The organism is Sphingomonas sp. UV9, from assembly GCF_004101245.1.
In the GTDB taxonomy this organism is placed as follows: domain Bacteria; phylum Pseudomonadota; class Alphaproteobacteria; order Sphingomonadales; family Sphingomonadaceae; genus Sphingomonas.
In genome coordinates this window covers 960183-983929 of the sequence record NZ_SCIN01000002.1, presented here as the reverse complement: position 1 = coordinate 983929, position 23747 = coordinate 960183, and the positions used below count along the sequence as shown (strand labels likewise).

Sequence of the window (23747 nt, the reverse complement as noted above, 5' to 3'; positions counted from 1 at the left end):
TGCGCCGTCTTAAAGACGGCCCATCTTCAGGAATTTCGCCTGGCGATCCTTCCGCAAATCCGCAGGCGCTAGAGCCACCAGATCGTCGAGCGCCGACGACAGCGCATCCCCCAGCGCGCCAATCGCCGCGACCCGGTCGCGGTGCGCGCCGCCAAGCGGTTCGGCGACGATATCGTCGATGACGCCGAACGCCTTCAGGTCCTGCGCGGTGATCCGCATCGCTTCGGCGGCTTCGGGCGCCTTGTCGGCGGTGCGCCACAGGATCGAGGCGCAGCCTTCGGGGCTGATCACCGAATAGACCGCGTGTTCGAACATCAGCACGCGGTTACCCGCGGCCAGCGCGACCGCACCACCCGAACCGCCTTCGCCGACGATCGCCGCGACGATCGGGACACCGGCGTTAAGGCATGCTTCGGTCGAGCGCGCGATCGCCTCTGCCTGCCCGCGCTCTTCGGCCTGAATACCGGGGAACGCGCCGGACGTGTCGACGAGAGTCACGATCGGCAGCCCGAATCGGTTGGCCAGTTCGACCAGCCGGATCGCTTTCCGATAGCCCTCGGGCTTGCCCATGCCGAAATTGTGACGCAACCGGCTGGCGGTGTCGTCGCCCTTCTCGTGGCCGAGGACCATGATCTTGCGGCCCCGGAAGGTCGCGAAGCCGCCGATGATCGCCTGGTCGTCGCCGAATGCGCGGTCGCCCGCGAGCGGCACAAACTCGTCGAACAGCGCGGCGACGTAATCCTTGAAGTGCGGGCGCTCGGGATGACGTGCGACCTGCGTCTTCTGCCACGGGGTCAGCCGCGCGAAGGTGTCCTTCAACAGCTTGTCGGACTTCGCCTGTAGACGGGCGATGTCGGCGGCGAGGTCGACGCTGCCTTCGGCGGCGGTGTCGCGGAGTTCGTCGATCCTGCCCTGGAGTTCGGCGATCGGTTTCTCGAAGTCGAGGAAGCTTGGCATCAGCGGCGGTTACGGCGCAGCGCCGTCCGCGTCAACGCGCCACCCCGTTCGCGTTATCGCGGGGGCATATCCGCCAGCGGGTGGCGCGTGTTGACGAGTTCCACCAGGCGACTCGAATCGACATGCGTGTAGATCTCGGTGGTCGCGATATCCGCATGGCCCAGCATCGACTGCAACGCGCGCAGATCGGCGCCACCTGCGAGCAGATGCGTCGCGAAGGCATGGCGCAGGACGTGCGGGCTAACGCGGTCCGGGGGGATACCCGCTTCGGCGGCGAGCGCCTTGACCAGCTGATACAGGCGGATGCGCGACAGATGCCCCTTGCCCGAGGGGAACAGCCACAAGCGATCCGTCGCGACATGGGCACGCCAAAGCGCCACCGCAGCGCGCGCCCGGTCCGAGATGGGCACGAGCCGCTCGCGCCCACCCTTGCCGCGCAGGATCAGGAACGGACGATCGGGATGCACCGCGTTGCGCGGCAGGCTGACGAGCTCGGTGGCGCGCAGGCCGGACCCGTAGAGGAGCTCGAACAAGGCGGAGAGCCGCAGGTCGTTGGGGTCGAGCGGGTCGCGCACGACGCGTTCGGCGATCGCCGCGAACAGCCGGTCGATATCGGCATGGCTCAGGACCTTGGGGAGCGTACGCGCGGTGCCCGGCCGGGGCAGCGCCTTGCCGGGATCGTCGGCGCGGTGGCCTTCGCCGGCGAGGAACGCGAAGAAGCGGCGGAGCGAGGCCGATTTTCTCCCGACTGTCGAACGGGACAGCGCCGACCATCCGCTTGCCAGTGTCGCCAGCGTGTCCGCATTCGCCTCGACCAGCCCACCCTCGAGCGCCTGCGAGGCGAGCGTCAGGTCGCTGCGATAGGCGGCGACGGTGTTGACCGCCGCTCCCGCCTCCGCGGTCATCATCTCCAGGAACCGATCGATCAGCGCGCGGTCGGTGGCGTGGGTCACGCCCTCGCGCCCGGCATGGGTCACGCCCTGGCAATCGCCTCGGCGGCGATCATCCGCGCTTCGCCGTCGAGGCCCACAGCGCGCAACGCACCGACGATCCGGTACAGCGCCTCGGGCGGGATATCCTTCCACCCGGACGCCTGCATCCCGATCGCGGCGAGCACGACGACCGTCCCCGACTGACCGGCACGCGCGGCGCGATCGAGCGCGCGGGTCCAGGCATTGTCCGCACCGATCCGGACGCCGAGCGATTGCGCGGCGCGTTCGATATCGCCCGAGTTGAGCCGCCCGAGCCCCGCCAGACCCGCAAACAACATGCGCTGCTTCAACGCCGAATCGCCTGCGCCGCCGGAATAGGAGGCAAGGTCGGAATAGCTCAGCCGGCGATACGCGTCCGGATCGCTGAGCATGATCATCGCCCATGCGTCGCCGCCGGCGGGCACGGTCCCCAGCCAGCGCGCGGCGGTGCGGTCGAGCCCGGCGGACAGCATCGACGCAACCAGATGATCCGCCTCGGCCTTCGCCAAAGTCGGGTTCATCCGCGCCGCCGCCCGCGCGGTCAGCACGAGGCGCGAATAGGACGGTTGCGTGTCCGCCCCGCCCCACAATTGGCGGAGCGCATTCAGCCGCGCGTCGGGACTGCGATCGGCATAGGCGGTCTGCAGATCATTGGCGGTCGCCGTCGCCGCGCTCTGCGCATCGTCATCGTTGGCAGTCGCCGCATAGAGATCGACCAGCGCGGCGCTGGAAAGCACCCCCTGCCCCGCCGCAGACTCCGCAGGCGCCAGCCGGGCACCGAGCGGGACCGACGGCGACAGTGCCTGCCAATACCGCACCTGAGGGCCGGCGCTCGCATAAAGCTCGTCGGGCACCGCGACGCCGGTCGCCATCGCCAGGCCGAACCGCCACGCGGTCAGCTGGTCGACGCCGTCCCATTCGATCGTCACCGCTTGCCGTCCCTGCGCACCGGCGCCGACGACCTTCTGCGCGAGCAGCATGTCGATGCCGCTGGCGACGTTGCGGCGCTTGGCTGTCGCGATCAGCGGTGTCGCCTGCGCGGGATTGCCGGACAGGCCCGCGCAGATCGCCTGCGCCATCGTCCAGCCGCGGGCGGGCGCATACCGCATCGCACCGGGAACGAGCGGGCAGAACCCGGCCGGATCGCCGGTCGCCAGCGAGGCGTTCATCGCGACCTGATAGAGCTTCGGCGTGTAGTTGTCGGTGTCGACGCCCTGCGTGACCGCCCGCGCGGCGACCGATTCGCCCATCCGCAGCAACAGCCACGCGCGTTCGGCGGCGAAGTCCGCGCCGTTGGTGTGGCTGGGCGTATCGACGCGCGACACCAGCGCACGCCGCAACAGGATCGACATCCAGCGCGATGGCAGCGGCGCGGTCAGCCGGCGCATCAGTGTCTCGACATACTGGCCATCAGCATCGCCGAACGCATCTGTCTGCAGCCCGCCCTCACTCGAAGTCACGGGACCGACCGTCGCGAGCGACCGACGCGCGTATTCGGGCATCTCATAGCGCGCGAGCACTGCCGGATCGACCGGAGGCGGCGTCACGACGGGCGTGGGCAACGCGGTTTCGGGCGGCGTCGCCGGCAGCGGCTGGATCATCGCACTGGGCGGCAACGCTTCCCCCGGCGTTCGCGACTGCGGCGGGGCGGGCGTTGCCGGCCGTGCAGGTTGCGTACCGGCGGGAGGGGCGGGACGCGGCGCGGGCGCAGGCGTCGGCTCGCCGAAGCCGGGGGGCAGGATCGATTCGGGACGATCCTGGCCGATCGCCGGGGCCAACGCGAGCGCGCCGGAAACGGTCAGCGCGCCGACGGCGACCGCCGCCGCAAGGGTGGCCTTAAGAGAGGTTCGCAAGCGTCACGGCCTTTTCGACGCGGCTCTGCGGGCGCTCGGTCGCGCGACCGGCGAGCAGGAACAGGCCGCCGACCACGACCACAAGCACGACGACGACCGAGACGATGAAACGGGACATACGACGTAACCTTGTAGTGAGCGGGGGTAGTGAACGGGGCAGAAAGATCGGCGCCAAGAGCTTTTGCCCTCGCGCGGTGCCGCTGTATAGCGCCCCTCACGATGTTGCAAAGCCACAACCCTTCAGGCGGGCCCCGCCGCCATCCGATCGATCGCCCGATCGTGCTCGTCGGGTTGATGGGCGTCGGCAAGACCACCGTCGGCCGCCGGCTGGCGCTGCGCATGAACCTGCCGTTCGTCGACGCCGATCACGAGATCGAGGCTGCGTCGGGCATGACGGTTGCCGAGATCTTCGCCAAATACGGCGAGGAGTATTTCCGTGACGGCGAACGCCGCGTGATCGCGCGGCTGATCGACGGCACGCCCAAGATCATCGCGACGGGCGGCGGCGCGTTCATCAACGACGACACGCGCGCGCTGATCCTGCGCGACGCGATCTCGGTCTGGCTTAGCGCGCATCCCGACATTCTCGTCGAGCGTGTCGGGCGGCGCGATACCCGGCCGCTGCTCCGCAACCGCGATCCGGGCAAGGTGCTCGCCGAACTCGCGCGCGTCCGCAACCCGATCTACGCGCAGGCGCACATCCATATTGTCAGCAACAAGACGCCGCACGAAGCGACCGTCGCCGCTATTCTGAGGGCGCTTGGCCGATGAAGACCGTTACCGTCGAACTGGGGTCGCGGACCTATCCGATCCATATCGAGGCCGGGATCCTCGCGCGGGCCGGTGAGATCCTTGCGCCGCTTGCCGGCAAACGCCGCGTCGCGATCGTCACCGACGAGAATTTGTCAGAGCATCTTGCGACATTGCGAGGATCGCTGACCGCTGTGGGGATGACGTCCGAGGCGATCGTGCTGGCACCCGGCGAGGGCAGCAAGAGCTGGGCGACACTGGAGATGCTGTGCGACCGGCTGCTCGACCTCGGTGTCGAGCGCGGCGATCATGTCGTGGCGCTGGGTGGCGGCGTGATCGGCGATCTCGTCGGGTTTGCGTGTTCGATCCTGAAGCGCGGGTGCAACTTCGTGCAGATCCCGACGTCGCTGCTGGCCCAGGTCGACAGCTCGGTCGGCGGCAAGACCGCGATTAACACGCGTGCCGGCAAGAACCTGATCGGCGCGTTCCACCAGCCGGCGTTGGTGCTGATCGATCCGCAAGTGCTCGGCACGCTGCCGATCCGCGAACTGCGCGCGGGCTATGCCGAGGTTGTGAAATACGGGCTGATCGACGATTTCGCCTTCTTCGAATGGTGCGAAGCGAATGGCGCCGCGTTGCTGGCGGGCGACCTCGCGCTTCGCGAATACGCGATCGCGCACAGCGTGTCGGCCAAGGCGCGGATCGTTGCGGCGGACGAGCATGAGACCAACGGCACGCGCGCTTTGCTGAACTTGGGGCATACGTTCGGGCATGCGTTGGAGGCGGAAACGGGGTTCTCGCAGGCGCTGATCCACGGCGAAGGCGTGGCCGCCGGGTGTTCGCTGGCGTTCGGCTTCTCGGCAGCGCAAGGCATCTGCTCGGGCCAGGATGCGCAGCGGGTCGCGGCGCATTGGCGCGACGTCGGGCTTCCGGACGGGTTGGCCGCGGCGCGGGTGTCGGCGGACGGCGCGCGGCTGGTCGATCACATGCGCCACGACAAGAAGATGGCGGCGGGGACGCTCCCGTTCCTGCTCGCGCGCGGGATCGGTCAGACGTATTTAGACAAGACCGTCGATCTCCGGGATGTCGAGACCTTCCTCGACGCGCAGCCCCGCTGATGCCGAACGGTGTCGCCAAGCAGAATCTGCCGACCAAGGTTTGCCCCGCGTGCGAGCGCCCGTTCACGTGGCGAAAGAAATGGGCGCGCGACTGGGACAGCGTGATCTACTGCTCGGATGCGTGCCGGAAGAAGCGGTAATTACCTTACTGAGGTAAGCTTGTTCACCCGCGAAGGCGGGTGCCCAGTCTGGGTCCCCGCCTTCGCGGGGAAACAAACTTTCCTCGTTATCCGCGAGCACTCCACGCCAGCCACAGCCACCCGCCGATCAGCAGCGCGCCGCCGATCGGCGTGATTGCCCCGAACCAGCGCGGCGCACCCAGCGCCATCGCGTAGAGCGTCAGCGCGAAGATCGCCGCGCCAATGATGAAAAGCCACGCCGGCCCCCTCGCCTCCATCCGGATCGCGACCAGCGCCGCGACGATGTGGACGAGCTGATATTGCGCACCGGTCTTGAGCCACTCGGCCGCCGGCCCGCTCGCGCCGTGCGCGCCGAACGCCCCGGCCGCGACCGCGATCGCGCCCGACAAGGCCGCGAGAATCACAAGTATCATGTCGCGTCGTTCCCCCACGGAAAGCGTTCGGCAGTCTCGGCACGCGCCGCGCGCATGTCGCCCGAATCGATCTGGAGCTGCAACCGCTCCTTGTCGCGCGCGCGGTACATGTCCTCCGCCCGGTCGATGTCCGCGCTCGCAACGCCCAGCCCGTTCATTGCCAGCCGCGCCATCTTGACCGCAGACTCGAGCACCTCGCGCACGACATACGACGCCGAGGTGTTCTTCAGCTTGACCAGCGCGCGGCGGTCGAACGCGCGGACATAGATCGCCGCGTTCGGGAACGCTTCGTGCACGCCTTCGATCGTGTCGGGTTCGAGCTGATCGCCGTCCATGCAGAAGCAGATCAGCTCCGCCTCCGCCGCCCCCGCCTGGCGCAACAGGTCGAGCCGCGTACCGTCGCCATAATAGACCTTGGCACCGAACTCGCCGGCGATGTCGATCATCTCGATATCGGTATCGATCAGCGTGACCGGGATATCCTGCGTCAGCAGCATCTGGCCGACGGTTTGCCCGAACCGACCATAGCCGACGATGATCGCATTCGAGCCATCGGTCCTGGGCCCGTCGCGCTCCTGGTTCTTCGCCAAAGGCTCGGTGCGGAAGCGCTTGGTGATGCCCATCAGGAACGGCGTCGTCGCCATCGACAGCGTGATGATCGCGCCGAACAGGCTGGCCGCCTGCGGTTCGATCAACAGCCCCGCCTGCGCCTGCGCGAACAGGACGAACCCGAACTCGCCGCCCTGGCTGAGCAGCAGGCCGAGCGCGAACGCCTGTCGCCAGGTCATCTTGAACGCCATGCCGATCAGCATGATCACGCTCGTCTTGGTCAGGATCAGCGCCGCCGCCATCGCCATCACGAACAGCGGCCGCTCGGCGATCGCATTGAGGTCGAGCACCATGCCGACCGCGAGGAAGAACAGCCCGAGCAGGATCGAACGGAACGGCTCGACATCGGCTTCCAGCTCGTGGCGATACGGGCTGTCCGCGAGCATGACGCCGGCAATGAACGCGCCGAGGGCCGTCGACAGCCCGAGCCATTCCATGATCGCGGCGCTGGCGATGACGGTGAACAGGCCGGCGAACACGAACATCTCACGCTCGCCCAGATTGCCGATCAGCCGGAAGAACGGCCGCAGGACGAAGCGCCCGGCGATGATCAGGCCGCCAATCGCCAGCACCGTGTAGATCGCCAGCAACCAGCCGGGCGGCGCGTTGGCATCCGCCGGATTACGGCTCATCGCCGCGACGATCGTGATCAGCGGCACGATAGAGAGGTCCTGGAACAACAGGATCGAGAAGGCACGCTCGCCGAACGGGGTGCGCATCCGCCCCGACGAGCGCAGCATCGGCAGCACCTGCGCGGTCGACGACAGTGCCAGCGGCAGTCCCAGCGCGAACGCGGCGGGCAACGAGAATTTCGCGCCGACCCAGACGATTGCGGTGATCGCAATTCCACAGATCGCGACCTGCAGGAGCCCAAGCCCGAAAATCTCGTGCTTCATCCGCCACAGCCGCGTCGGATTGAGTTCGAGCCCGACGATGAACAGGAGCAGCGTGATGCCGAGCTCGGCGAAACCGAGCTTCGACTCCGCATCGCCAACCAGCCCGAGCACATGCGGTCCGACGACCGCGCCCGCGACCAGATAACCCAGCGTCGCGCCCAGCCCGAGCCGCCGGAACAGCAGCACGAACATCAGGCCGAAGCCGAGCAACACGACGCCGTCCCGCAACAGGGAGGGCGATGTTTCGGCCATCAGACCTTCGCCTTTGCGGCGGTCTCGGCAGCCTCGGTCGCGGCTTCGAACGCGAGCCGGATCGACGGGTGGCGCGCGGTGTAATCAAGCGCGGGCGTGAAGATATCCATGCCCGGCCATTCGGGCGCATCGCCCTCGCGCGCAAGCCATGCCGTCACCGCGTCGCGCGCGACGGCGAGCTCGGCGGGGGTGCGGCCGAGGATATTTGCGGCGAGCAGCGACGACGACGCCTGGCCGAGCGCGCAGGCGCGGACCAATAGGCCGACCTCGCTCACCCGACCGGCGTCGTCGACCGACACGTCGATCGTCACGCGGCTGCCGCAGATCGGCGAGCGTCGTTCGGCTGTCGCCATCGGCTCGGGCAGGCGTTCGTGATGCGGGATCGAGGCTGCGAGGCGGAGGATTTCGGCATTGTAGAGGGGCGCGCTCATGTCGTCGGGTCGCTTGCGTTATCGGAAGAGGAAGGCGGCGTTATCGCGCCGAAGACGGGTTTGCCGCGACGGCGGCGGTCGACGAAATCGGCGATGCTCGCGCTGGTCGCGTTGAGCAATGGATAGGTCCGCGACGTGGTCATCCAGCCCGGCCGATGCGACCGTCCACCGCCCATCGTGTCAAGCACGAGCGTGGCGAGCAGGAACACGAGGCTAGCGAGGATCAGGCCCTTCAGCGCGCCGAACCCGAAGCCGAGCGCGCGGTCTACCGGCCCGAGGATCGAGGTCCGCGTCCGCGCGCCGATCGCGTTGGCGACCAGCCGCCCGCCGATATAGGTGACGCCGGTGATGATCGCGAACGCGAGTACCGCAGCCCCACCCACCGTGCCGACCATCGGCGACAGCGCGGCAGAGAGCGGGATGTGGAACAGCTTCAGCATCGCCACCATCGCCACCCAGGCGAACATCGACAGCACTTCGGTGACGAACCCGCGGATCAACCCGAGCACCGCGGACCCGGCGACGGCAATCAGGACGACGATGTCTAGCGCGGTGAGGTTCATGCGCTCTGGAATAGGGACGCTGGAGGCGAACCGCTAGTGCGCGCTGTCGGCGAGGCTCTCCAAGCGCGCCGACCTCTAGTCGTTCGAAGCAAAGACATCGTAGCGGCCGCGCCACGCGGCGACTTCGTCCCGCAGATGCGAGGGCGCTAGCGCGCCCGAGATCACGAGGCTGGCGACGTCGTTGTCTGGATGCATCAACATTTTCCTGGCCCCGTCGCTGAACCAAACCGGGACCAGCTGGTCGCACACGCTGTCCAGGACGGTGGCGGCCATGCCGTTCGCGATCGCATCGCTGCCGGCGAGCACGCGGACATGAATCGCCACGCCCTCGAGGCAGTTCTGCGGCTTGCTGACGAAATTGAGCGAGACGAGCAGGCCGGATCGATCGGGCCGGGCCTCGTCGGGCAAGCTGGCCACCCGGCGCCAGGCGCAGAACCATGTCCGGCAGATCCGAGGACGGACGGCATGGATGCCGCAACCACGTCCTGAAAGGTGCACGCACGGCGTCCCCGCAGACTTGGCGAACTCGGGCGTATCGACCGTGAGTTCGGTGCAGCACACCGTGCAATCGCCACAGCTCCGCTCCGCTAGAACCGGCCCCAACAGCGCGGTTTCCAGGTCTGCGTGAGGTTGCATCTGCGTCCGTGGATCCGCCGCGGTCGGGGTATCACGCCGATCCACGGCTCAATTTCCTTCGGAATCCACCGTGAAGACCATCGGCTTGCCGCGCGACGCCGGCTCCCATCCGGCGAGCAGCGCGGCCCGCACGCCGCGCGTGACGGTCGCATCGTCGATCTGGAGCCGCCCTCGGGGCAATCCCTTCAACAGCCGCTTGGGCGCGGGGAATTCCAGCAACGCTTCTCGCTGCATATCTCGCTCGAACAGCGAGATCGTCATGCCCTTCCACCCGTCGGCATCGGTGTGTTGCGGCTCCCGCTGAAGGCACCAGTCGTAGGTGGTACCATCGACGCTTACGGTACCGGTATTGCTTCGGATATTCGCCATGTCGGGCGCCATAGCATAGCTGCGGTGCCACGCCATGCGCTTGGCGCTGCCCAGGATACGTCCCTCGTCACGAGCAAACCTTGTTCTCCCGCGAAGGCGGGAGCCCAGTCTGGGTCCCCGCCTTCGCGGGGAAACAAGATTCGAGACGCCTACCCCCGCCCCAGCATATGATCGACGAACGCGGAGAGCGTCTTAAAGCCCGACAGTTTCATGCCACTCTTCTCGCCCGTCATCGACGCGGGCACCAAGGCGCGTTCGAAGCCGAGCTTGCTCGCCTCCTTCAACCGCAATGGGCCATGCGCCACCGGGCGGATTTCGCCCGACAGCGCGACTTCGCCGAACGCCACCGAATCGACCGGCACCGGGCGTTCCGCCATCGCCGAGATCAGCGCCGCCGCCACTGCGAGGTCCGCCGCGGGGTCCTGCACACGGTAGCCGCCGGCGATGTTCAGATAGACTTCGGCATTGGAGAAACTCAGTCCGCAGCGCGCCTCCAGCACCGCGAGAATCATCGCGAGACGCCCCGAATCCCAGCCGACTACCGCACGCCGCGGCGTCGCACCCGACGCCAGCCGCACCGTCAGCGCCTGGATCTCGACCAGTACCGGCCGCGTGCCCTCCAGCGCGGGAAACACCGTCGCGCCGGTCATCGCATCGTCGCGGTGCGTGAGGAACAGCGACGACGGGTTGCCGACCTCCGCCAATCCTTCGGTCTGCATCGAGAACACGCCGATCTCGTCGGTCCCGCCGAACCGGTTCTTGATCGCGCGGAGGATCCGGTACTGGTGGCTGCGTTCGCCCTCGAACGAGAGCACCGTGTCGACCATGTGCTCGAGCACGCGCGGGCCGGCGATCGAGCCGTCCTTGGTCACGTGTCCGACCAGCACCACCGCGGTCCCACGCTCCTTGGCGAAGCGGATCAGTTCCTGCGCCGACGCGCGGACCTGGCTGACCGTCCCCGGCGCGCCCTCGATCAGATCGGAGTGCATCGTCTGGATCGAATCGATCACCAGCATCGCCGGGGGCTTCGTCTGCAACGTCGTCAGGATATCGCGGGTCGAGGTCGCCGCCGCGAGTTGCACGGGCGCATTGCCCAGCCCCAGCCGCCGTGCGCGCAACCGGACCTGATCCGCCGCCTCCTCCCCCGAGACATAGGCGACCGACTGCCCGGCCAGCGCCATCTTCGCCGCGGCCTGAAGCAGCAGCGTCGACTTGCCGATCCCCGGATCACCGCCGATCAGCGTTGCCGAGCCCTCGACGAAGCCGCCACCCAGCGCGCGGTCGAGCTCGGCGATGCCGGTCGCCATCCGGTCGGGCAGCTTGATCTCGGCATCGAGGCCGACGAGCTGGATCGCACGGCCGCCAGTCTGGAGATTATGCTTCGAATGGAACGGCGTGGCGGCGGTGTTCGCCTCCTCGACGAGCGTGTTCCACTCGTTGCAATCGGCGCATTGCCCCGCCCAACGGTGCGACACCGATCCGCAAGCCTGACACACATAACGCTTCTGGGGTTTCGCCATGTCTCGCGTGTACGAGAACGATACGGGAACATCAATGCCGAGCACTCGTACTATGTTGCGGATTTAGTGGCGCTTCGGGGCTCGCCGCGTTATCCGCGCCACGATGCACGCCACCGACCTGCGCATCGCCCTGTTCAGCGGCAACTATAATTACGTTCGCGATGGCGCAAACCAGGCGCTGAATTTGCTCGTCGGCCATCTGTTGTCGAAGGGCGCGACGGTGCGTGTCTATTCGCCGACCAACGCCAAGCCGGCCTTCCCGCCGACCGGCGATCTGGTCGCGGTACCGTCGCTGCCGTTGCCGGCGGGGCGGGGCGAATACAAGATGGCGCGCGGGCTGCCGGCGGCGATCCGCCGCGACCTGGATGCGTTCGCGCCGAACATGATTCATGTCTCGGCGCCGGATTTTCTCGGCCACCGCGCGATCAGTTACGGGCGGCGCAATGGCATTGCCACGGTCGCCTCGCTGCACACGCGGTTCGAGACGTATTTCCGCTATTACCGGATGGCGTTCTTCGAGCCGATCATGGTGAAGATCCTGACGCGCTTCTACAATCGCGTCGACGAAGTGCTGGTGCCGGGGCGCGGCATGGCCGAAATCGTCCGGAGCTGGGGCGTGACGACGCCGACCGCGATCTGGTCGCGCGGCGTGAACCACGACCGCTTCACGCCGACGCGCCGCGATCTCGACTGGCGGCGGGCGCTCGGCATCGCGGACGGCGAGGTCGCGGTCGGGTTTCTCGGGCGGCTGGTGAAGGAGAAGGGGCTCGACGTCTTTGCCGACGTGATCCACGCGCTCGAGCAGCGCGGCGTGCCGCACAAGGTGCTGGTGATCGGCGAAGGCCCCGCGCGCGACTGGTTCGCCGCCCGCGTGCCGGGCGCGGTGTTCGCGGGGTTCCAGTCGGGCGACGATCTGGGCCGGGCGGTCGCGTCGATGGACGTGTTCTTCAATCCCAGCGTGACCGAGACGTTCGGCAATGTGACACTGGAGGCGATGGCGGCTGGCGTGCCGGTCGTGGCGGCACGCGCGTCGGGAGCAGTCGGGCTGGTCGATGATGGCGTGACCGGCTTCCTCGTGCCGCCGACGGACATCGGTGGGTATGCGGACGCCATCGGGCGGATCGTGACGGAGCCCGGGCTGCGCGAGACGATGGGCTGGGCCGGGCACGACAAGGCCGCCGGGTATCTGTGGGATACGATCAACCAGACGGTGCTGGACACGTATCTCGAGGTTATGGCGCGGCGGGGGGCGTAGGCAGGGATTTCTAGGTGCCGCCCGCGCGATCCTCCCCCGCCAGGGGGCGGTGTCGCCTAAGGCGACGGAAAGGGAGGATACGGAACAGCGGTTTCCCTTACCTCCCCCTCCGTCTGGCAAGGGCCAGCCACCTCCCCCTTGCGGGGTAGGACCTAGTCAGGCCGCCGTCGTCCAGTCGAACGTCAGCGGCGCCTCGCGGAAGGCGAAACGGTCGAGGTGGCTCGATACCACGCCGCGCATCCGCTCGAAATCCTCGCCCTCCGGCACCGTCAGCGCGACATCGAGCGTATCGGTGTCGGCGCGCATCTCCAGCACGCTGCCGTTCGGAAAGGCGATGCGGCCGTCTTCCTCCGAAAACGTCACCTCCATCTTGTGGCTCCAATGCTTGGCGAGTTGCTGGAGATACTTGCTGCCCGAGTGCGTCGGCACGCGTGCGACCGAGACGTTCACTTGAGGCGCTCGATCTTCTGCGCGGCCTCGTCGAGCAGCGCCGCGACGTCGTGCAGCGTGTCCTCGTTGACGTCCTCGCGCATCAAGCGCGTCTGCAACACCTGCCGCAGATTGCCCATCGCCCGCCGGATCGGCGCGCCATCGGTCCGCTCGGACTCCGCGCCGACCGCGGCAAGGCGCGCGAACAAACCGTCGACCACGGCTGCATTCTCCGCCAGATGCGCGCGGCCCTCATCGCTCGCCGCAAAACGCTTCTTCGCGCCTTCCGACTGCTGCTCTTCGATCAGCCCCATTTCGTCGAGCATGCTGAGCGTCGGATAAACGACGCCCGGGCTCGGCGCATAGCCACCCCCGGTCAGCCCCTCGATCTCGCGGATCAGGTCGTAGCCGTGGCGCGGCGCGTCCGCGATCAGCTTCAGCATGACGAGCTTCAATTCGCCGCCGTCGAACAGCCGCCGCCGGCCACGCGGGCCGCCGCGATGGCCGTGTCCATGCCGACCGTGACCTTCCTGACCAGGCCGACCCCGGCCTTCGCCATCGGCCCGCGGGCCACCGGTCCAGGCTCCATATCCCATACCAAAACGCATTTGAGTGTTCTCCGATATATCTTTAATCATGAGTCGCGATATATCGCAGACTGTTTTCGATTCAAGAGAGCGTGTCGAAAAACTCCGTCACCCCGGGCTCGTTCCGGGGTCTACCGTTCCGCAAATTCACCGTCATTGATCAGGCGGAAGCGCGGATGCCGGAACAAGGCTCTCCTGAGCGTAGTCGAAGGGCCCGGCATGACGAAGGAGGAGGGTAGAGATGGGCAAACCGGGCCCCCGCCCCTATCTTCCTGCAATGGCCGATCTCTTCGCGGGCTTCGAACCCGCCGCCCCCACCGAAACGCCCCCTGAAAACGCGCCGCTCGCCGATCGCCTGCGCCCGCGCACGCTGGACGAGGTGGTGGGGCAGGATCACATCACCGGACCCGAAGGTGCGATCGGACGGATGGTGTCCGCGGGGCGGCTATCGTCGATCATCCTCTGGGGGCCGCCCGGCACCGGCAAGACCACGATCGCACGCCTGCTCGCCGACGCGGTCGACCTGCGGTTCGTCGCGATCTCGGCGGTGTTCTCCGGCGTCGCCGACCTCAAGAAGTCGTTCGCCGAAGCGCGCGAGCACGCCAAGATGGGCAAGCGCACCTTGCTGTTCGTGGACGAGATCCACCGCTTCAACCGTGCCCAGCAGGACGGCTTCCTACCGTATGTCGAGGACGGCACCGTCACGCTGGTCGGCGCGACCACCGAAAACCCTTCGTTCGAACTCAACGCCGCACTGCTGAGCCGCGCGCAGGTGCTGATCCTCGAACGGCTCGGCCGGGGTGCGCTGGAACTGCTGCTCGACCGCGCCGAGACGGAGATGGAGCGGCCCCTCCCCCTCACCCCACCCGCCAAGGACGCGCTGATCGCCAGCGCCGACGGCGACGGCCGCTTCCTGCTCAACCAGGCGGAGACGCTGTTCTCGGTGAACCTGCCCGAGCCGCTCGATCCCGCGGGGCTATCGAACTTCCTGCAACGCCGCGTCGCGGTGTACGACAAGGATCGCGAGGGGCATTACAACCTCATCTCCGCGCTCCACAAATCGATCCGTGGGAGCGATCCGCAGGCAGCACTTTATTACCTCGCGCGGATGCTGACGGCGGGCGAGGAACCGCTGTTCCTGCTGCGTCGGCTGACCCGCGCCGCGGTCGAGGATATCGGCCTCGCTGACCCGCAGGCGCTGGTCCAGTGCATCGCCGCCAAGGACACCTATGACTTCCTCGGCAGTCCCGAAGGCGAACTCGCGATCGCGCAGGCCTGCGTCTACCTCGCCACCGCGCCCAAATCGAACGCAGTCTACAAGGCGCAGAAGGCCGCGTGGAAATCGGCGCGGGAGACCGGTTCGCTGATGCCGCCCGCATCGATCCGCAACGCGCCGACCAAGCTCATGCGCGATATCGGCTACGGCAAGGGTTACGCGTATGATCACGACACCGAAGACGCGTTTTCCGGCTCGGACTATTGGCCCGACGAAATGTGTCCGCAGACCTTCTACACCCCGACCGAACGGGGTTTTGAGAAACGCCTGTCCGAACGTCTCGCCTATTGGGACGGCCTGCGCGCCGAGAAGAATGGCTGAGACGCGGTTCACGCGGTTTGCTGCGATCGACTGGTCCGGCGCGCAGGGGCATCGACACAAGGGCATCGCCGTCGCGATCTGCGATACCGGCGATGCCGCGCCGACGCTGGTCGAGCCGCCGGCAGCGACAGCATGGTCGCGGGACGATGTGCTGGCGTGGTTGCTCGACCAGACTATGCCCACCCTGGTTGGCCTGGACCTGTCCCCTGCGTTCCCGTTCGTCGATCGCGACGGGTATTTCCCCGGCGCGCCCGGTAGTCCGCCCGACGCCCGCACGCTCTGGGCGATGGTCGACCAAGCCTCCGCCTCCGATCCGCATCTCGCAGTGTCGACCCTGCTCACCGATCCCGAAATTCGCCGCCACTTCCGCCAGCACCGCGATTGCGGCGACCTGTTCCCCGGTGGCCCGGGCCGGATGCGGGTCTGCGAGCACGGCCAGCGCGCGATGGGCCTGTCGCCGACGAGCTGCTTCAACCTGATCGGCGCGGCGCAGGTCGGCAAGTCGAGCCTGACCGGCATGCGCGTGCTCCACCGCCTCGCCGGCCGCGTGCCGGTCTGGCCGTTCGATCCGCTACCGCCCGAAGGCCCGGTGATCGTCGAGATCTATACCACGATCGCCGCCCGTGCCGCCGGTATCCGCAAGGGGCTCAGCAAGATGCGCGACGCCGCCGCGCTCGACGCGGCGCTGGCCAATCTGCGGAGCCATCGCCACGCGCCGCTCGCGCGCTACGATGATCACGCCACCGACGCGATCCTCACCGCCGCCTGGCTGCGTGCCAACGCGCACCGCCCCGAACTCTGGACACCGACGGCGATGACGCCGCATATTGCGCAAACCGAGGGCTGGACCTTCGGCGTATCTTGAAGCATTGGGCGGTCACGCCTGACGCGAACGGGCCGGTTTAGCTCAGTTGGTAGAGCGCCAGTTTTGTAAACTGGATGTCGCGGGTTCGATTCCTGCAACCGGCACCATTTTTCACCGCCATAGACGGTCAAGGCCCGCCAAAAAGCCCAGAAATCAGCCACTTTTGGGGGTTTCTGTTACCGTCAAAAGCCGCCAATGTCCGCCAGAACTGGCGGGGGCATTCGGGGGCATTATGGGGGCATGGTATTTCGGGGTTGGGGGCATCACATGCTAACCGACCTGCAGTGCAAATCGCCACCGGCGGACGGGAAGTCGAAACTATTCGACGGGCACGGCCTGTATCTCGAGATTTTAAAGTCGGGTGCTCGGTCCTGGCGGTGGAAATATCGCATCCACGGCAAGGAAAAGCGACTGACGTTCGGCCTCTATCCGGACGTCTCGCTGAAGAAGGCGCGAATCGCGCGCGAGCAGGCAGCGGCGCTGCTCCGGACAGGCGTGGATCCCTCAGTCGATCGCGTCCTGCAGGCAGCGCAGGCAGCAGCTCAGGGCGAGCATACGTTCAAGTCGGTAGCGCTGACGTGGCACGCCAGTCAGGTCCCGCTCTTCAAGCCGCGCCATGCGGCGCACGTGCTGCGTACCTTGGAGAACGACGTGTTCCCGGCGATCGGCAAGATGCCGATATCGCAGGTGACATCGCCGCAGATCGTCACCCTGCTTCGGAAGATCGAATCGCGCGGCTCGGCCGACGTCGCGCACCGATGCCGGCAGCGGATCTCCGACATCTTCGTGCACGCGATCGCCAGCGCGATCGCGACCAACAATCCGGCCGCGGAGATGGGCAAGGCGCTCGGCCGTGTTCGGCATCGTCACTATCCGGCGGTCCAGACGATCGCTCACGCGCGGGAACTGCTGAGGGTGGTCGAGGCACGACCGGCCTACCCGCTGACGCGCCTAGCGTCGCGCCTACTGGCGTTGACGGCGGTCAGGTCGGGGGTGTTGCGCCTGGCGGAGGTGCACGAGTTCGAGGACTTGGACGGCAATGCCCCGATCTGGCGCATTCCGGCTGCCAAGATGAAACTGGCGCAGGAGCGTCGCAACGATCCAGCATTCGAATTTGTCGTTCCGCTGTCGCGGCAAGCCGTCGAGATCGTGAAGGTAGCGATCAGCTTCAGCGGTACGACTGGTCTGATTTTCCGATCGATCAGGTTTGCCAAGCGGCCACTCAGCGACAGCACGATCAGCAAACTGTATCGGGAGGCTGGCTACGCCGCGGTCCATGTGCCGCATGGTTGGCGGGCAACGTTCTCGACCGTCATGAACCGGCTCGCCGCCGAGGAGGGGCGGAAGGGCGATCGAGAGATCGTCGACCTGATGTTGGCGCATATCGATGGCAGCACGGAAGCAATCTACAATCGATATGCATACATGCCTCGACGGCGCGAGATCGCGCAGGAATGGGCGGACTTGCTGAGCGTCGATCTGTTGAATCCAGCCCAGCTCCTCGAGGGGTCGCGGCACTCCTGAAGGGTGCAGCACGATGAGCGCGGTCGATCGTACCGCGCCATCGGCGCACGCCGTCCGCAACCTGATCCGCGGCGCCAGCGCCCAGTTCTCGGAGAAGTCCCGCGGCCCCGATCATGGCGAAGGCCGTCGCGTCCCGCGGCGCCTTAGCTACGACGTCGACGATCTGCGCGCGCAGCCATGGAAGAAGGTCGGCGACGGATCGCACGCCCAGGGTGTAATCCATGGCGAGGCGCTGGTTCAGAGCGCGAAGGAGCAGCGCCGGCAGGATTGGAAGGAACTCCCAAACCGCCGACTGCGCGAGGTCCGCGAATTGCGCGACACTCTCGCGGCCGAGCTGGCAGCGCTCGTTGCCCAGGGGCAAGCCCCGATCGGCCGGCCTGCGACGCTTCGGCACGAGATCGAGCGTCTTGACGCGACGATCGCGCGCGCCGACGGCCGGCTGACACGTATCGACGTTACCGTCCTCGAGGCGCTGCTCGCGAAGATCGACTTCGCCACCGGCGCGCTCTTCCCGTCGTACGATACCATCGCCGAGTGGGCGGTCTGCAGCCGCAACGCGGCGATCGAGGCGATAAAGCGGCTGAAGAGCCGCGGGTTCGTTGACTGGGTGCGCCGTAGCATCCGGACGAATAACGACGGCGAGTTTGCCCCCCAGCGCGAGCAGACGTCGAACGCGTATTATTTCGACCACAGGCGCAGCATGGCGCCCCGAACATGGCAGCGGTACATGCAGATCCTCGTCGCCAAGCTTCGGCGCCTAGGGGCCGTCCCTGCCGCCGTGGCACCCGGTGCGCCGGCAGCGCCCCGCGAAGTCCAGGACCCCGCCCTGCGCGCCGCCCTCGCCAGCGCGGCTTCGTCGTTCGCTAACGCGAGTACATGATATGTGCTCTATCCTGCATTCAGGTATGAGGAATAAGGAACGTCTCCGCTGAACGCGGAGCCGGCGCTAGTTTGATATTCCCCCAAAGCCGAAACGGCATGCCTCAAGCACCCGACCGCCAAGACCCGGCTGTCGGAACGAGGCGGCTTGCGCCGCCCCGGGCTATCGATGGGGGAAGTGTGCGAGATCCGTTGTTCTTTTCTTGCGTCGCGCATGCGGCGCTGTCGAAGCAGAGACCCATATGACGCCGCTCGATCGAATTACCGACTGCCGTTTCGATCGCACACGCCAGTGGGCGGCACGACTGGCGATCTGTCGCTTCGTCAGCGGTCGCGGTGACGCAACCCACCCTGCATGGCGGATTGGATCGAACGCCCCGCTCGGCTCGATCGCGGCCGACGACTGGGAGGCGTTCGTGCATGAGCCATGTCAATTCTGCGGCGCGCCTGGGGCCGACATTCTCGGCGGTGGCGGCGGTGGGGTCGGCATGGAATACTGCCGGGCATGCGGCAACGACTGGATCGTCGGCGATTACGACTGGCGGAACCTCGCGGACTGTCTGCGGTACCGCGAGGATCTAGCCGCCGGTCTCGTCCAGCCCGATTCGATCTAGCGGCGCCGAACAATTGATATCCGAAAGCACGAACATCGCCGCGCCAAATGGCGCGCACGGAATTGCGTTGAGCTTATCGACCGCCAAATCGCCTGTTCTCACGGTGCCCGGCGGGTTCCAGCCGCCCGCCAGCGTACAAAACTGCACGAATAGGCATCCCAAAAGCGGGCGGGCGAGGCGTGGGGGCAAGCGCGGTGCGCCGGGCGGAGGTGGGGTGCCCCCCCTCGGGGGTCGATGGGTCCGGTTCGGTCGTGGTTTCGAGGGGGCAGGCCGTGCCCCTCGGCCCGCGTCGGGCCGTTCGATGACGCCTCCGCCGCCCCTGATGGGGCGACGTCGGCGGCCTCGGCGTCAGCCGGGCTGGTAGTTGCTGATGATGAGCTCGCGCGCTCGGGTGGCATTGCCACCGCCCCCAACGCAGTAGGTTACCTCTGCTTCGCGCAGCATGAACCGGCCGAACACCTCGCGCGCGCCGGGCGTGTCGTTGATCGACAGAATGAACTTGCCACGGATCCCCGCCAGCTGGCCGCTCAACCGGCCGAAGTCGTCGCGGGTGAAGACGTCCTTCCCGTAATCGGTCTCGCACCCCCAGTAGGGCGGATCGAGGTAGAACAGCATGCCCGCGCGATCATATCGCCGAATGAATTCGTCGAACGGCAACCGTTCGATCAGAACGCCGGCGAGGCGATCGTGCAGGTCCGCGAGATCCCGCTCGAGGCGCAGCACGTTGAACCGGGCGCCCTGCCCTGGCGAGACGCCGAAGTTGCGGCCGGCGACCTTGCCGCCGAATGCCAGGCGCTGAAGGTAGAGGAAGCGCGCGGCGCGCTGCAGGTCGGTAAGATGCTCCGCCGGCATAGCCTGCTGCCGGTCGAACTCTCCGCGGCTCGCGATCATCCAGCGCAGCGTGTCCATGAAGAAACCATGATGCTCGCGCACGACGCGGAAGAACGTCGTCACGTCGCCTGAGATGTCGTTGATGAACTCGGCGGCCGGGCGCTGCCGGCGTCGCAGGAAGATCCCACCCATCCCGACGAATGGCTCGGCGTAGCTGGTGTGTTCGGTGCCATCGATCATGGGCACCAGGCGCGAGGCGAGATTGCGCTTGCCGCCGATATAACCGGCAAGCGGCTTGGTCGCCGCGATCGCGGCTCTTGACGTATGCATGTGAGTGGGCTCCTAGGGCCCCGCCCGTTGCGCGGGTGCGGGGTGGCCGGATCGGCCAGTTCGGTCATGGCGAGCCCACTGCTCGTCGTCTCTGCGGGTTACCGCCCGCAGGACCCCGCTCCACCCGCCGCTGTCATGCGGCAATGCGGGGCTGTTGTCGCGAATCGTCCGACAACAGCCCCGCCGACAATCAATCCTTCGCGCTGGTCGCTGCTACCGCTTGGCGCTGATACTCGCGGAACCGGACGGCTTCGTAACCGAGCCAGTCGTTCAGCTCGAGCATGCGCTGCTGAAGCGGCTCGATCTCGGCGAAGTGGAACACGTCGGCCGCCTCGCCCGGTTTGCCGAACCCGCCCGTGACCTGCGGCACCACGCCGATCAGCACCGGTGGCACGCGGTGCGCGGCGAGGATGTCGTCGCGCGTCACCATCTTGATGTTGAGGAACTCGTCCTTCGCGGCCGTCTCACCGACCGGGATGACCTGCACCCCCTTCTCTTTCCCGCCGGGGATGTGAAGGAACATCGACTTGAAGTTGCCGGGGCCCTTGCTCTGCAGGACCTGCTCTTCGAGCTCGTCGGCGTCGGCCGCGCTGAACGCAGCCTCGTTGATGTAGAGGATGTGCCCCGAGTGCGCGCCGTTGATGTAATAGCGACGACGGAAGATCGTCGCCGCCTCGTTGAGCAGTCCGGACTGTAGCGCCGAGAGCCAGTCGGGCAGGCCGTAAAGCTCCTGCAACAGATCGGGCTCGAGCAGATGGAACACGGTGCCGGCCGCGAACTCGACGGCCTGCTGCTGTGTGCCCGGCACCCACCAGAACGCGCCGTCGCGCCCGGCGCGCAGATAGGCGGCCGGAACGTTGACCAGGGACAACGGCCGGTTCGCCATACTGTCGAGCCGTTGAACCGCGGCGTTACCCATCGCGACGAAGTTGGTCGCGAAATTGGCGAACGTCTTTCGATCAAGCCACCGCGAGGGCTCGAAGAAGCGCGTCAGCTGATTGACCTTGTATTTGATCGCGCTCGAATGATGCGGCGACATATGGCGCGTCTTTGCGAGCGCGACGGGCGATATAGGCGGCTCGTACCACTTGCCGTTCCATCGCGCCTCCATGCGGTTGAGGAACTCGCGGCGATCGAGCACGGCCTCTGGTTCGCCGAATCGAAAGGCGCGACTGCGTGCCGGCGCCGTCGCGGTGTCGGGTGACGACGTCGCGACGATCGCGCCGCTCGGCGCGGGTGTCGCCGGAATCGCGTCGATCGTTTTTGGCTGGTCCATTTCCGTAGATCCTCATTCGGGATTTTCTCACGCCGGCCTGTTCCGGGTCGAGCGGTTCATTGTGAAGAACGTGCATGATCGCCCAGGCGAGATCCGCGTGCCCGGTGTCGCCGGCGCGGCTGGCCGTATAGGTGATCTGTTTCTGGCTGCCGGTAAGCTCGGCGCGGATTGCCATGAAGCTGTGCGCAATATCGATCGCGCCGTTGTCGAACTGGATCCGGCCGGCGCTGAACACGTTCTTCGCCTTCAGCACCATTTCGGTCTTCACGGCGACGTTGTAATCGATCCGGCGTGCCGTCGGGAATTCTGCGACTACCAGCTTCCAGGTCGCGGATCCCATGCCGGTCGTGTCGATCGCGATGTGCTCGACGTTGTACCGATCGCGCAACGCGAGGACGAACGCCGCCAGGCGCTGGAAGTCGTAACCGGTGTGCCGATACTTCTCGAGCACGCGGAACTTGCCGCCGGGAACATCGGGCGGCGCGATAACGACGACGGCTGCGGCGTCGCCGGCAGCGCTCTCCGCCGGGTCGACGCCGACCCAAACCGGGCGCTCGCCGAAGGGGCGGATCGCATATGGCTGGAAATCCTTCGCCCATTCGTCCCAGCTGTCGCACATCGCGCGCCGCATGAGGTTGAACGGGAACATCGACTGACTGTCGTCGATGAACTGGCACATATAGAGCTGGTCGAAGACGTCCGGCGCGTAGCGCTTGCGCTGCCGATCGAGGTTGATGAGGTCGCAACCCCCGGCGATCGCGTCGAGGATCGTGACGCGCTGGCGCCAGATATCGTCTGCGCCGAGCACGCCGGCGCGCAGTTCGTCATCCGTGAATTTGAAGCTGCCGCGCTCGGACTTTTCCCGGCCCTCGTTGAATTTTTCGCCGTTCCAAGTCCGGTGCGCGTCGTGCGCGACCGTCGATGGCGTCGAGAAATAGGTGATCCGGTATCGCGCCTGCGTCGCCATCGCGCTGGCGACGTCGTCGATCCGGTCGAAACCATGCACCCAGAAACATTCGTCGACGTAGACGTCGCCGTGATAACCCTGCGCCGTCCGGTAATTCGTACCGAGGAAATAGAGCTTCGGGCTTTCGTCGTTCGGTCCAGTGATCCCGGCGCCGTCGTCCCAGGTCAGATCCATCGTGATCGGATCGCCTTCCAGCTTCACGCCGGTAACCGCCATCACGAAATCAACGATGTATTGCCGGAAGATGTTCGCTTGCGCGCGGCTAGCCGAAATGAATATTTGGTTGTTGCCGGTTTCCAGCAGGCGAATGAATGCTTCGCGTGCGAAGTAGAACGTCGCACCGATCTGGCGTGACTTCAGAATGAACCGGGTGACGTTCGCCGAAGATGTAACGAGGTCTTGCCGCAACGGAACGACATTGCCAGCCGCGACGTCGACGCCGGCAAGCGGCGCGCGCCAGGCGAGCTGGTAATCGAACAGGCCGCTTTCGAAGGCGGCCTTTATCTCAGCGACCTGGTCGGCCGTCAGATGATTCTTGCGTGCCTGTTTCTTCTCGCCGGCGTTCCGGTTGGCGATCTTCGGGTTGATGTCGCCGCTATGCCCGCCGGGCTGCAGCGATCGGCGGACCCGCGCCATCCGCTCGACCTGTCGGCCGAGGAGATCAATCTCCTTATAGTCGGAGCCCGTCTTGGTCTCCTTGCACACCAGCATGCAGTAACGGGCGACCGTGCAATCCTCGGCGCGCTCGATCATCGGCGCATCGTCCCACGCGTCCCGCGTCTTCCAGGACTGGACGGTGTTCGTCTTCAGCCCGAGGCCGTGCAACTTGTTGAGCTCGTCGACCAGCTCGGTGACGCCCCACCCACGCCAGTAGAGGCTCCGCGCCAGGCGGCGCGGGTCGAGGAAGCGTTCGCCGTGCAGCGGCGCGTTCGGTTCGGGGTGACGATCTGAGCCCATCGCCGGCGACGCTAGCGGCGGAAGTTACCAGACAGAGCGGCCCTGCTGTTGTCGCGTGCGTCCTGACAACAGCCCCGCGTTGCCGAAATGCCACATCATCGCGCCTTTGTCGGCTTCAGGCGCGATCGGGTTGTCCCTCCCCCGTCCCGGTCGCGCCA

At 66.7% G+C, this 23747-nt stretch carries 25 protein-coding genes and 1 tRNA gene; 10 read left to right on the top strand and 16 right to left on the bottom strand.

Annotated features, from left to right (window positions below; genetic code table 11):
* Positions 1 to 9: 9 nt before the first annotated feature.
* From EQZ23_RS11115 to EQZ23_RS20460, 4 genes are read right to left on the bottom strand one after another with little or no spacing between them, the layout of a single operon-like run.
* The gene (locus EQZ23_RS11115; protein WP_128454449.1) at positions 10 to 957 is read right to left on the bottom strand and encodes an acetyl-CoA carboxylase carboxyltransferase subunit alpha; all 948 of its coding nucleotides are present in this window, start codon (positions 955 to 957) and stop codon (positions 10 to 12) included.
* Positions 958 to 1010: 53 nt separating this feature from the next.
* Entirely contained in the window at positions 1011 to 1934 is a 924-nt protein-coding gene (locus tag EQZ23_RS11110; RefSeq protein WP_276318467.1) for a tyrosine-type recombinase/integrase, read from the bottom strand.
* Complete coding sequence (locus tag EQZ23_RS11105) at positions 1931 to 3781, bottom strand: hypothetical protein (RefSeq protein ID WP_128454448.1); 1851 nt, start codon at positions 3779 to 3781, stop codon at positions 1931 to 1933. The genes EQZ23_RS11110 and EQZ23_RS11105 overlap by 4 nt, the downstream gene beginning before the upstream one ends.
* Positions 3765 to 3899, bottom strand: coding sequence for a hypothetical protein (locus tag EQZ23_RS20460; protein ID WP_267904487.1), 135 nt, complete (start codon positions 3897 to 3899; stop codon positions 3765 to 3767). Before EQZ23_RS20460 ends, EQZ23_RS11105 begins: the two co-directional genes overlap by 17 nt.
* A gap of 101 nt (positions 3900 to 4000) precedes the next feature.
* Here EQZ23_RS20460 and EQZ23_RS11100 point away from each other — a divergent pair, with 101 nt between their 5' ends.
* The 3 genes from EQZ23_RS11100 to EQZ23_RS11090 are packed head-to-tail and all read left to right on the top strand — an operon-like array spanning position 4001 to position 5789.
* A complete protein-coding gene (locus EQZ23_RS11100; protein ID WP_128454447.1) occupies positions 4001 to 4552 on the top strand; it encodes a shikimate kinase in 552 nt (183 codons plus the stop codon).
* Positions 4549 to 5649: a 3-dehydroquinate synthase gene (gene aroB / locus EQZ23_RS11095; protein ID WP_128454446.1), complete on the top strand. Its 1101-nt coding sequence runs from the start codon at positions 4549 to 4551 to the stop codon at positions 5647 to 5649. The genes EQZ23_RS11100 and aroB overlap by 4 nt, the downstream gene beginning before the upstream one ends.
* A complete protein-coding gene (locus EQZ23_RS11090) occupies positions 5649 to 5789 on the top strand; it encodes a DUF2256 domain-containing protein (protein ID WP_082444318.1) in 141 nt (46 codons plus the stop codon). The genes aroB and EQZ23_RS11090 overlap by 1 nt, the downstream gene beginning before the upstream one ends.
* 86 nt (positions 5790 to 5875) lie before the next feature.
* Here EQZ23_RS11090 and EQZ23_RS11085 read toward each other — a convergent pair whose 3' ends face one another.
* From EQZ23_RS11085 to radA, 7 genes are all read right to left on the bottom strand, one after another.
* Positions 5876 to 6202 carry a DUF423 domain-containing protein gene (locus EQZ23_RS11085; RefSeq protein WP_128454445.1) on the bottom strand — a complete coding sequence of 109 codons (327 nt, stop codon included), beginning with the start codon at positions 6200 to 6202 and terminating at the stop codon, positions 5876 to 5878.
* Complete coding sequence (locus EQZ23_RS11080; protein WP_128454444.1) at positions 6199 to 7959, bottom strand: cation:proton antiporter; 1761 nt, start codon at positions 7957 to 7959, stop codon at positions 6199 to 6201. The genes EQZ23_RS11085 and EQZ23_RS11080 overlap by 4 nt, the downstream gene beginning before the upstream one ends.
* On the bottom strand, positions 7959 to 8390 hold the full coding sequence (locus EQZ23_RS11075; protein ID WP_128454443.1) for an iron-sulfur cluster assembly scaffold protein: 432 nt from the start codon (positions 8388 to 8390) through the stop codon (positions 7959 to 7961). Before EQZ23_RS11075 ends, EQZ23_RS11080 begins: the two co-directional genes overlap by 1 nt.
* The gene (locus tag EQZ23_RS11070; RefSeq protein WP_128454442.1) at positions 8387 to 8953 is read right to left on the bottom strand and encodes a CvpA family protein; all 567 of its coding nucleotides are present in this window, start codon (positions 8951 to 8953) and stop codon (positions 8387 to 8389) included. The genes EQZ23_RS11075 and EQZ23_RS11070 overlap by 4 nt, the downstream gene beginning before the upstream one ends.
* Positions 8954 to 9028: 75 nt before the next feature.
* Positions 9029 to 9589 carry a YkgJ family cysteine cluster protein gene (locus tag EQZ23_RS11065; RefSeq protein WP_128454744.1) on the bottom strand — a complete coding sequence of 187 codons (561 nt, stop codon included), beginning with the start codon at positions 9587 to 9589 and terminating at the stop codon, positions 9029 to 9031.
* Between the two features lie 48 nt (positions 9590 to 9637).
* The gene (locus tag EQZ23_RS11060) at positions 9638 to 9958 is read right to left on the bottom strand and encodes a hypothetical protein (RefSeq protein ID WP_240663497.1); all 321 of its coding nucleotides are present in this window, start codon (positions 9956 to 9958) and stop codon (positions 9638 to 9640) included.
* A 149-nt stretch (positions 9959 to 10107) separates the two neighbouring features.
* Positions 10108 to 11478, bottom strand: coding sequence for a DNA repair protein RadA (gene radA, locus EQZ23_RS11055; RefSeq protein WP_128454441.1), 1371 nt, complete (start codon positions 11476 to 11478; stop codon positions 10108 to 10110).
* 103 nt (positions 11479 to 11581) lie between these two features.
* Here radA and EQZ23_RS11050 point away from each other — a divergent pair, with 103 nt between their 5' ends.
* The gene (locus EQZ23_RS11050; protein ID WP_128454440.1) at positions 11582 to 12733 is read left to right on the top strand and encodes a glycosyltransferase family 1 protein; all 1152 of its coding nucleotides are present in this window, start codon (positions 11582 to 11584) and stop codon (positions 12731 to 12733) included.
* 156 nt (positions 12734 to 12889) lie between these two features.
* Here the strand turns inward: EQZ23_RS11050 and EQZ23_RS11045 are convergent, their stop codons facing one another.
* Together EQZ23_RS11045 and EQZ23_RS11040 are read right to left on the bottom strand one after the other, a co-directional pair.
* Positions 12890 to 13183: a DUF2218 domain-containing protein gene (locus EQZ23_RS11045; protein WP_128454439.1), complete on the bottom strand. Its 294-nt coding sequence runs from the start codon at positions 13181 to 13183 to the stop codon at positions 12890 to 12892.
* Complete coding sequence (locus EQZ23_RS11040) at positions 13180 to 13770, bottom strand: PadR family transcriptional regulator (RefSeq protein WP_128454438.1); 591 nt, start codon at positions 13768 to 13770, stop codon at positions 13180 to 13182. The genes EQZ23_RS11045 and EQZ23_RS11040 overlap by 4 nt, the downstream gene beginning before the upstream one ends.
* A 256-nt stretch (positions 13771 to 14026) precedes the next feature.
* Between EQZ23_RS11040 and EQZ23_RS11035 the strand changes: the two genes are divergently transcribed.
* The 6 genes from EQZ23_RS11035 to EQZ23_RS11010 all read left to right on the top strand — a co-directional run bounded on the left by EQZ23_RS11035 (position 14027) and on the right by EQZ23_RS11010 (position 19228).
* Positions 14027 to 15346 (top strand): replication-associated recombination protein A, encoded by a 1320-nt coding sequence (locus tag EQZ23_RS11035; protein ID WP_128454437.1) that lies wholly within the window; start codon positions 14027 to 14029, stop codon positions 15344 to 15346.
* Positions 15339 to 16211, top strand: a complete 873-nt coding sequence (locus tag EQZ23_RS11030; RefSeq protein WP_128454436.1) for a hypothetical protein — start codon at positions 15339 to 15341, stop codon at positions 16209 to 16211. Before EQZ23_RS11035 ends, EQZ23_RS11030 begins: the two co-directional genes overlap by 8 nt.
* Before the next feature lie 31 nt (positions 16212 to 16242).
* A tRNA-Thr gene (locus tag EQZ23_RS11025) sits at positions 16243 to 16318 on the top strand.
* Positions 16319 to 16478: 160 nt separating this feature from the next.
* The gene (locus tag EQZ23_RS11020; protein ID WP_128454435.1) at positions 16479 to 17735 is read left to right on the top strand and encodes an integrase arm-type DNA-binding domain-containing protein; all 1257 of its coding nucleotides are present in this window, start codon (positions 16479 to 16481) and stop codon (positions 17733 to 17735) included.
* 13 nt (positions 17736 to 17748) lie between these two features.
* Positions 17749 to 18615 carry a helix-turn-helix domain-containing protein gene (locus EQZ23_RS11015; RefSeq protein WP_128454434.1) on the top strand — a complete coding sequence of 289 codons (867 nt, stop codon included), beginning with the start codon at positions 17749 to 17751 and terminating at the stop codon, positions 18613 to 18615.
* 241 nt (positions 18616 to 18856) lie between these two features.
* Positions 18857 to 19228, top strand: coding sequence for a hypothetical protein (locus EQZ23_RS11010; protein ID WP_128454433.1), 372 nt, complete (start codon positions 18857 to 18859; stop codon positions 19226 to 19228).
* Between the two features lie 348 nt (positions 19229 to 19576).
* On the opposite strand, the gene EQZ23_RS11005 is transcribed toward EQZ23_RS11010, so the two are convergent.
* From EQZ23_RS11005 to EQZ23_RS10995, 3 genes are all read right to left on the bottom strand, one after another.
* Positions 19577 to 20389, bottom strand: a complete 813-nt coding sequence (locus EQZ23_RS11005; protein WP_128454432.1) for a DNA adenine methylase — start codon at positions 20387 to 20389, stop codon at positions 19577 to 19579.
* A 190-nt stretch (positions 20390 to 20579) separates the two neighbouring features.
* Complete coding sequence (locus EQZ23_RS11000; RefSeq protein WP_240663495.1) at positions 20580 to 21428, bottom strand: phage portal protein; 849 nt, start codon at positions 21426 to 21428, stop codon at positions 20580 to 20582.
* Positions 21349 to 23589 carry a terminase family protein gene (locus EQZ23_RS10995; protein WP_240663493.1) on the bottom strand — a complete coding sequence of 747 codons (2241 nt, stop codon included), beginning with the start codon at positions 23587 to 23589 and terminating at the stop codon, positions 21349 to 21351. Before EQZ23_RS10995 ends, EQZ23_RS11000 begins: the two co-directional genes overlap by 80 nt.
* Positions 23590 to 23747: the final 158 nt, after the last annotated feature.

What these genes read in the sequence shown, in the direction of transcription:
- aroB (WP_128454446.1), top strand. Translation starts at nt 4,549, where the DNA reads ATGAAGACCGTTACCGTCGAACTGGGGTCGCGGACCTATCCGATCCAT.
- EQZ23_RS11040 (WP_128454438.1), bottom strand. Translation starts at nt 13,770, where the DNA reads ATGCGTTTTGGTATGGGATATGGAGCCTGGACCGGTGGCCCGCGGGCC.
- EQZ23_RS11085 (WP_128454445.1), bottom strand. Translation starts at nt 6,202, where the DNA reads ATGATACTTGTGATTCTCGCGGCCTTGTCGGGCGCGATCGCGGTCGCG.
- EQZ23_RS11015 (WP_128454434.1), top strand. Translation starts at nt 17,749, where the DNA reads ATGAGCGCGGTCGATCGTACCGCGCCATCGGCGCACGCCGTCCGCAAC.
- EQZ23_RS11100 (WP_128454447.1), top strand. Translation starts at nt 4,001, where the DNA reads ATGTTGCAAAGCCACAACCCTTCAGGCGGGCCCCGCCGCCATCCGATC.
- EQZ23_RS11005 (WP_128454432.1), bottom strand. Translation starts at nt 20,389, where the DNA reads ATGCATACGTCAAGAGCCGCGATCGCGGCGACCAAGCCGCTTGCCGGT.
- EQZ23_RS11050 (WP_128454440.1), top strand. Translation starts at nt 11,582, where the DNA reads ATGCACGCCACCGACCTGCGCATCGCCCTGTTCAGCGGCAACTATAAT.
- EQZ23_RS11030 (WP_128454436.1), top strand. Translation starts at nt 15,339, where the DNA reads ATGGCTGAGACGCGGTTCACGCGGTTTGCTGCGATCGACTGGTCCGGC.
- EQZ23_RS11090 (WP_082444318.1), top strand. Translation starts at nt 5,649, where the DNA reads ATGCCGAACGGTGTCGCCAAGCAGAATCTGCCGACCAAGGTTTGCCCC.
- EQZ23_RS11070 (WP_128454442.1), bottom strand. Translation starts at nt 8,953, where the DNA reads ATGAACCTCACCGCGCTAGACATCGTCGTCCTGATTGCCGTCGCCGGG.
- radA (WP_128454441.1), bottom strand. Translation starts at nt 11,478, where the DNA reads ATGGCGAAACCCCAGAAGCGTTATGTGTGTCAGGCTTGCGGATCGGTG.
- EQZ23_RS11010 (WP_128454433.1), top strand. Translation starts at nt 18,857, where the DNA reads ATGACGCCGCTCGATCGAATTACCGACTGCCGTTTCGATCGCACACGC.
- EQZ23_RS11065 (WP_128454744.1), bottom strand. Translation starts at nt 9,589, where the DNA reads ATGCAACCTCACGCAGACCTGGAAACCGCGCTGTTGGGGCCGGTTCTA.
- EQZ23_RS11075 (WP_128454443.1), bottom strand. Translation starts at nt 8,390, where the DNA reads ATGAGCGCGCCCCTCTACAATGCCGAAATCCTCCGCCTCGCAGCCTCG.
- EQZ23_RS11115 (WP_128454449.1), bottom strand. Translation starts at nt 957, where the DNA reads ATGCCAAGCTTCCTCGACTTCGAGAAACCGATCGCCGAACTCCAGGGC.
- EQZ23_RS20460 (WP_267904487.1), bottom strand. Translation starts at nt 3,899, where the DNA reads ATGTCCCGTTTCATCGTCTCGGTCGTCGTCGTGCTTGTGGTCGTGGTC.
- EQZ23_RS11000 (WP_240663495.1), bottom strand. Translation starts at nt 21,428, where the DNA reads ATGTCGCCGCATCATTCGAGCGCGATCAAATACAAGGTCAATCAGCTG.
- EQZ23_RS10995 (WP_240663493.1), bottom strand. Translation starts at nt 23,589, where the DNA reads ATGGGCTCAGATCGTCACCCCGAACCGAACGCGCCGCTGCACGGCGAA.
- EQZ23_RS11035 (WP_128454437.1), top strand. Translation starts at nt 14,027, where the DNA reads ATGGCCGATCTCTTCGCGGGCTTCGAACCCGCCGCCCCCACCGAAACG.
- EQZ23_RS11060 (WP_240663497.1), bottom strand. Translation starts at nt 9,958, where the DNA reads ATGGCGAATATCCGAAGCAATACCGGTACCGTAAGCGTCGATGGTACC.
- EQZ23_RS11020 (WP_128454435.1), top strand. Translation starts at nt 16,479, where the DNA reads ATGCTAACCGACCTGCAGTGCAAATCGCCACCGGCGGACGGGAAGTCG.
- EQZ23_RS11080 (WP_128454444.1), bottom strand. Translation starts at nt 7,959, where the DNA reads ATGGCCGAAACATCGCCCTCCCTGTTGCGGGACGGCGTCGTGTTGCTC.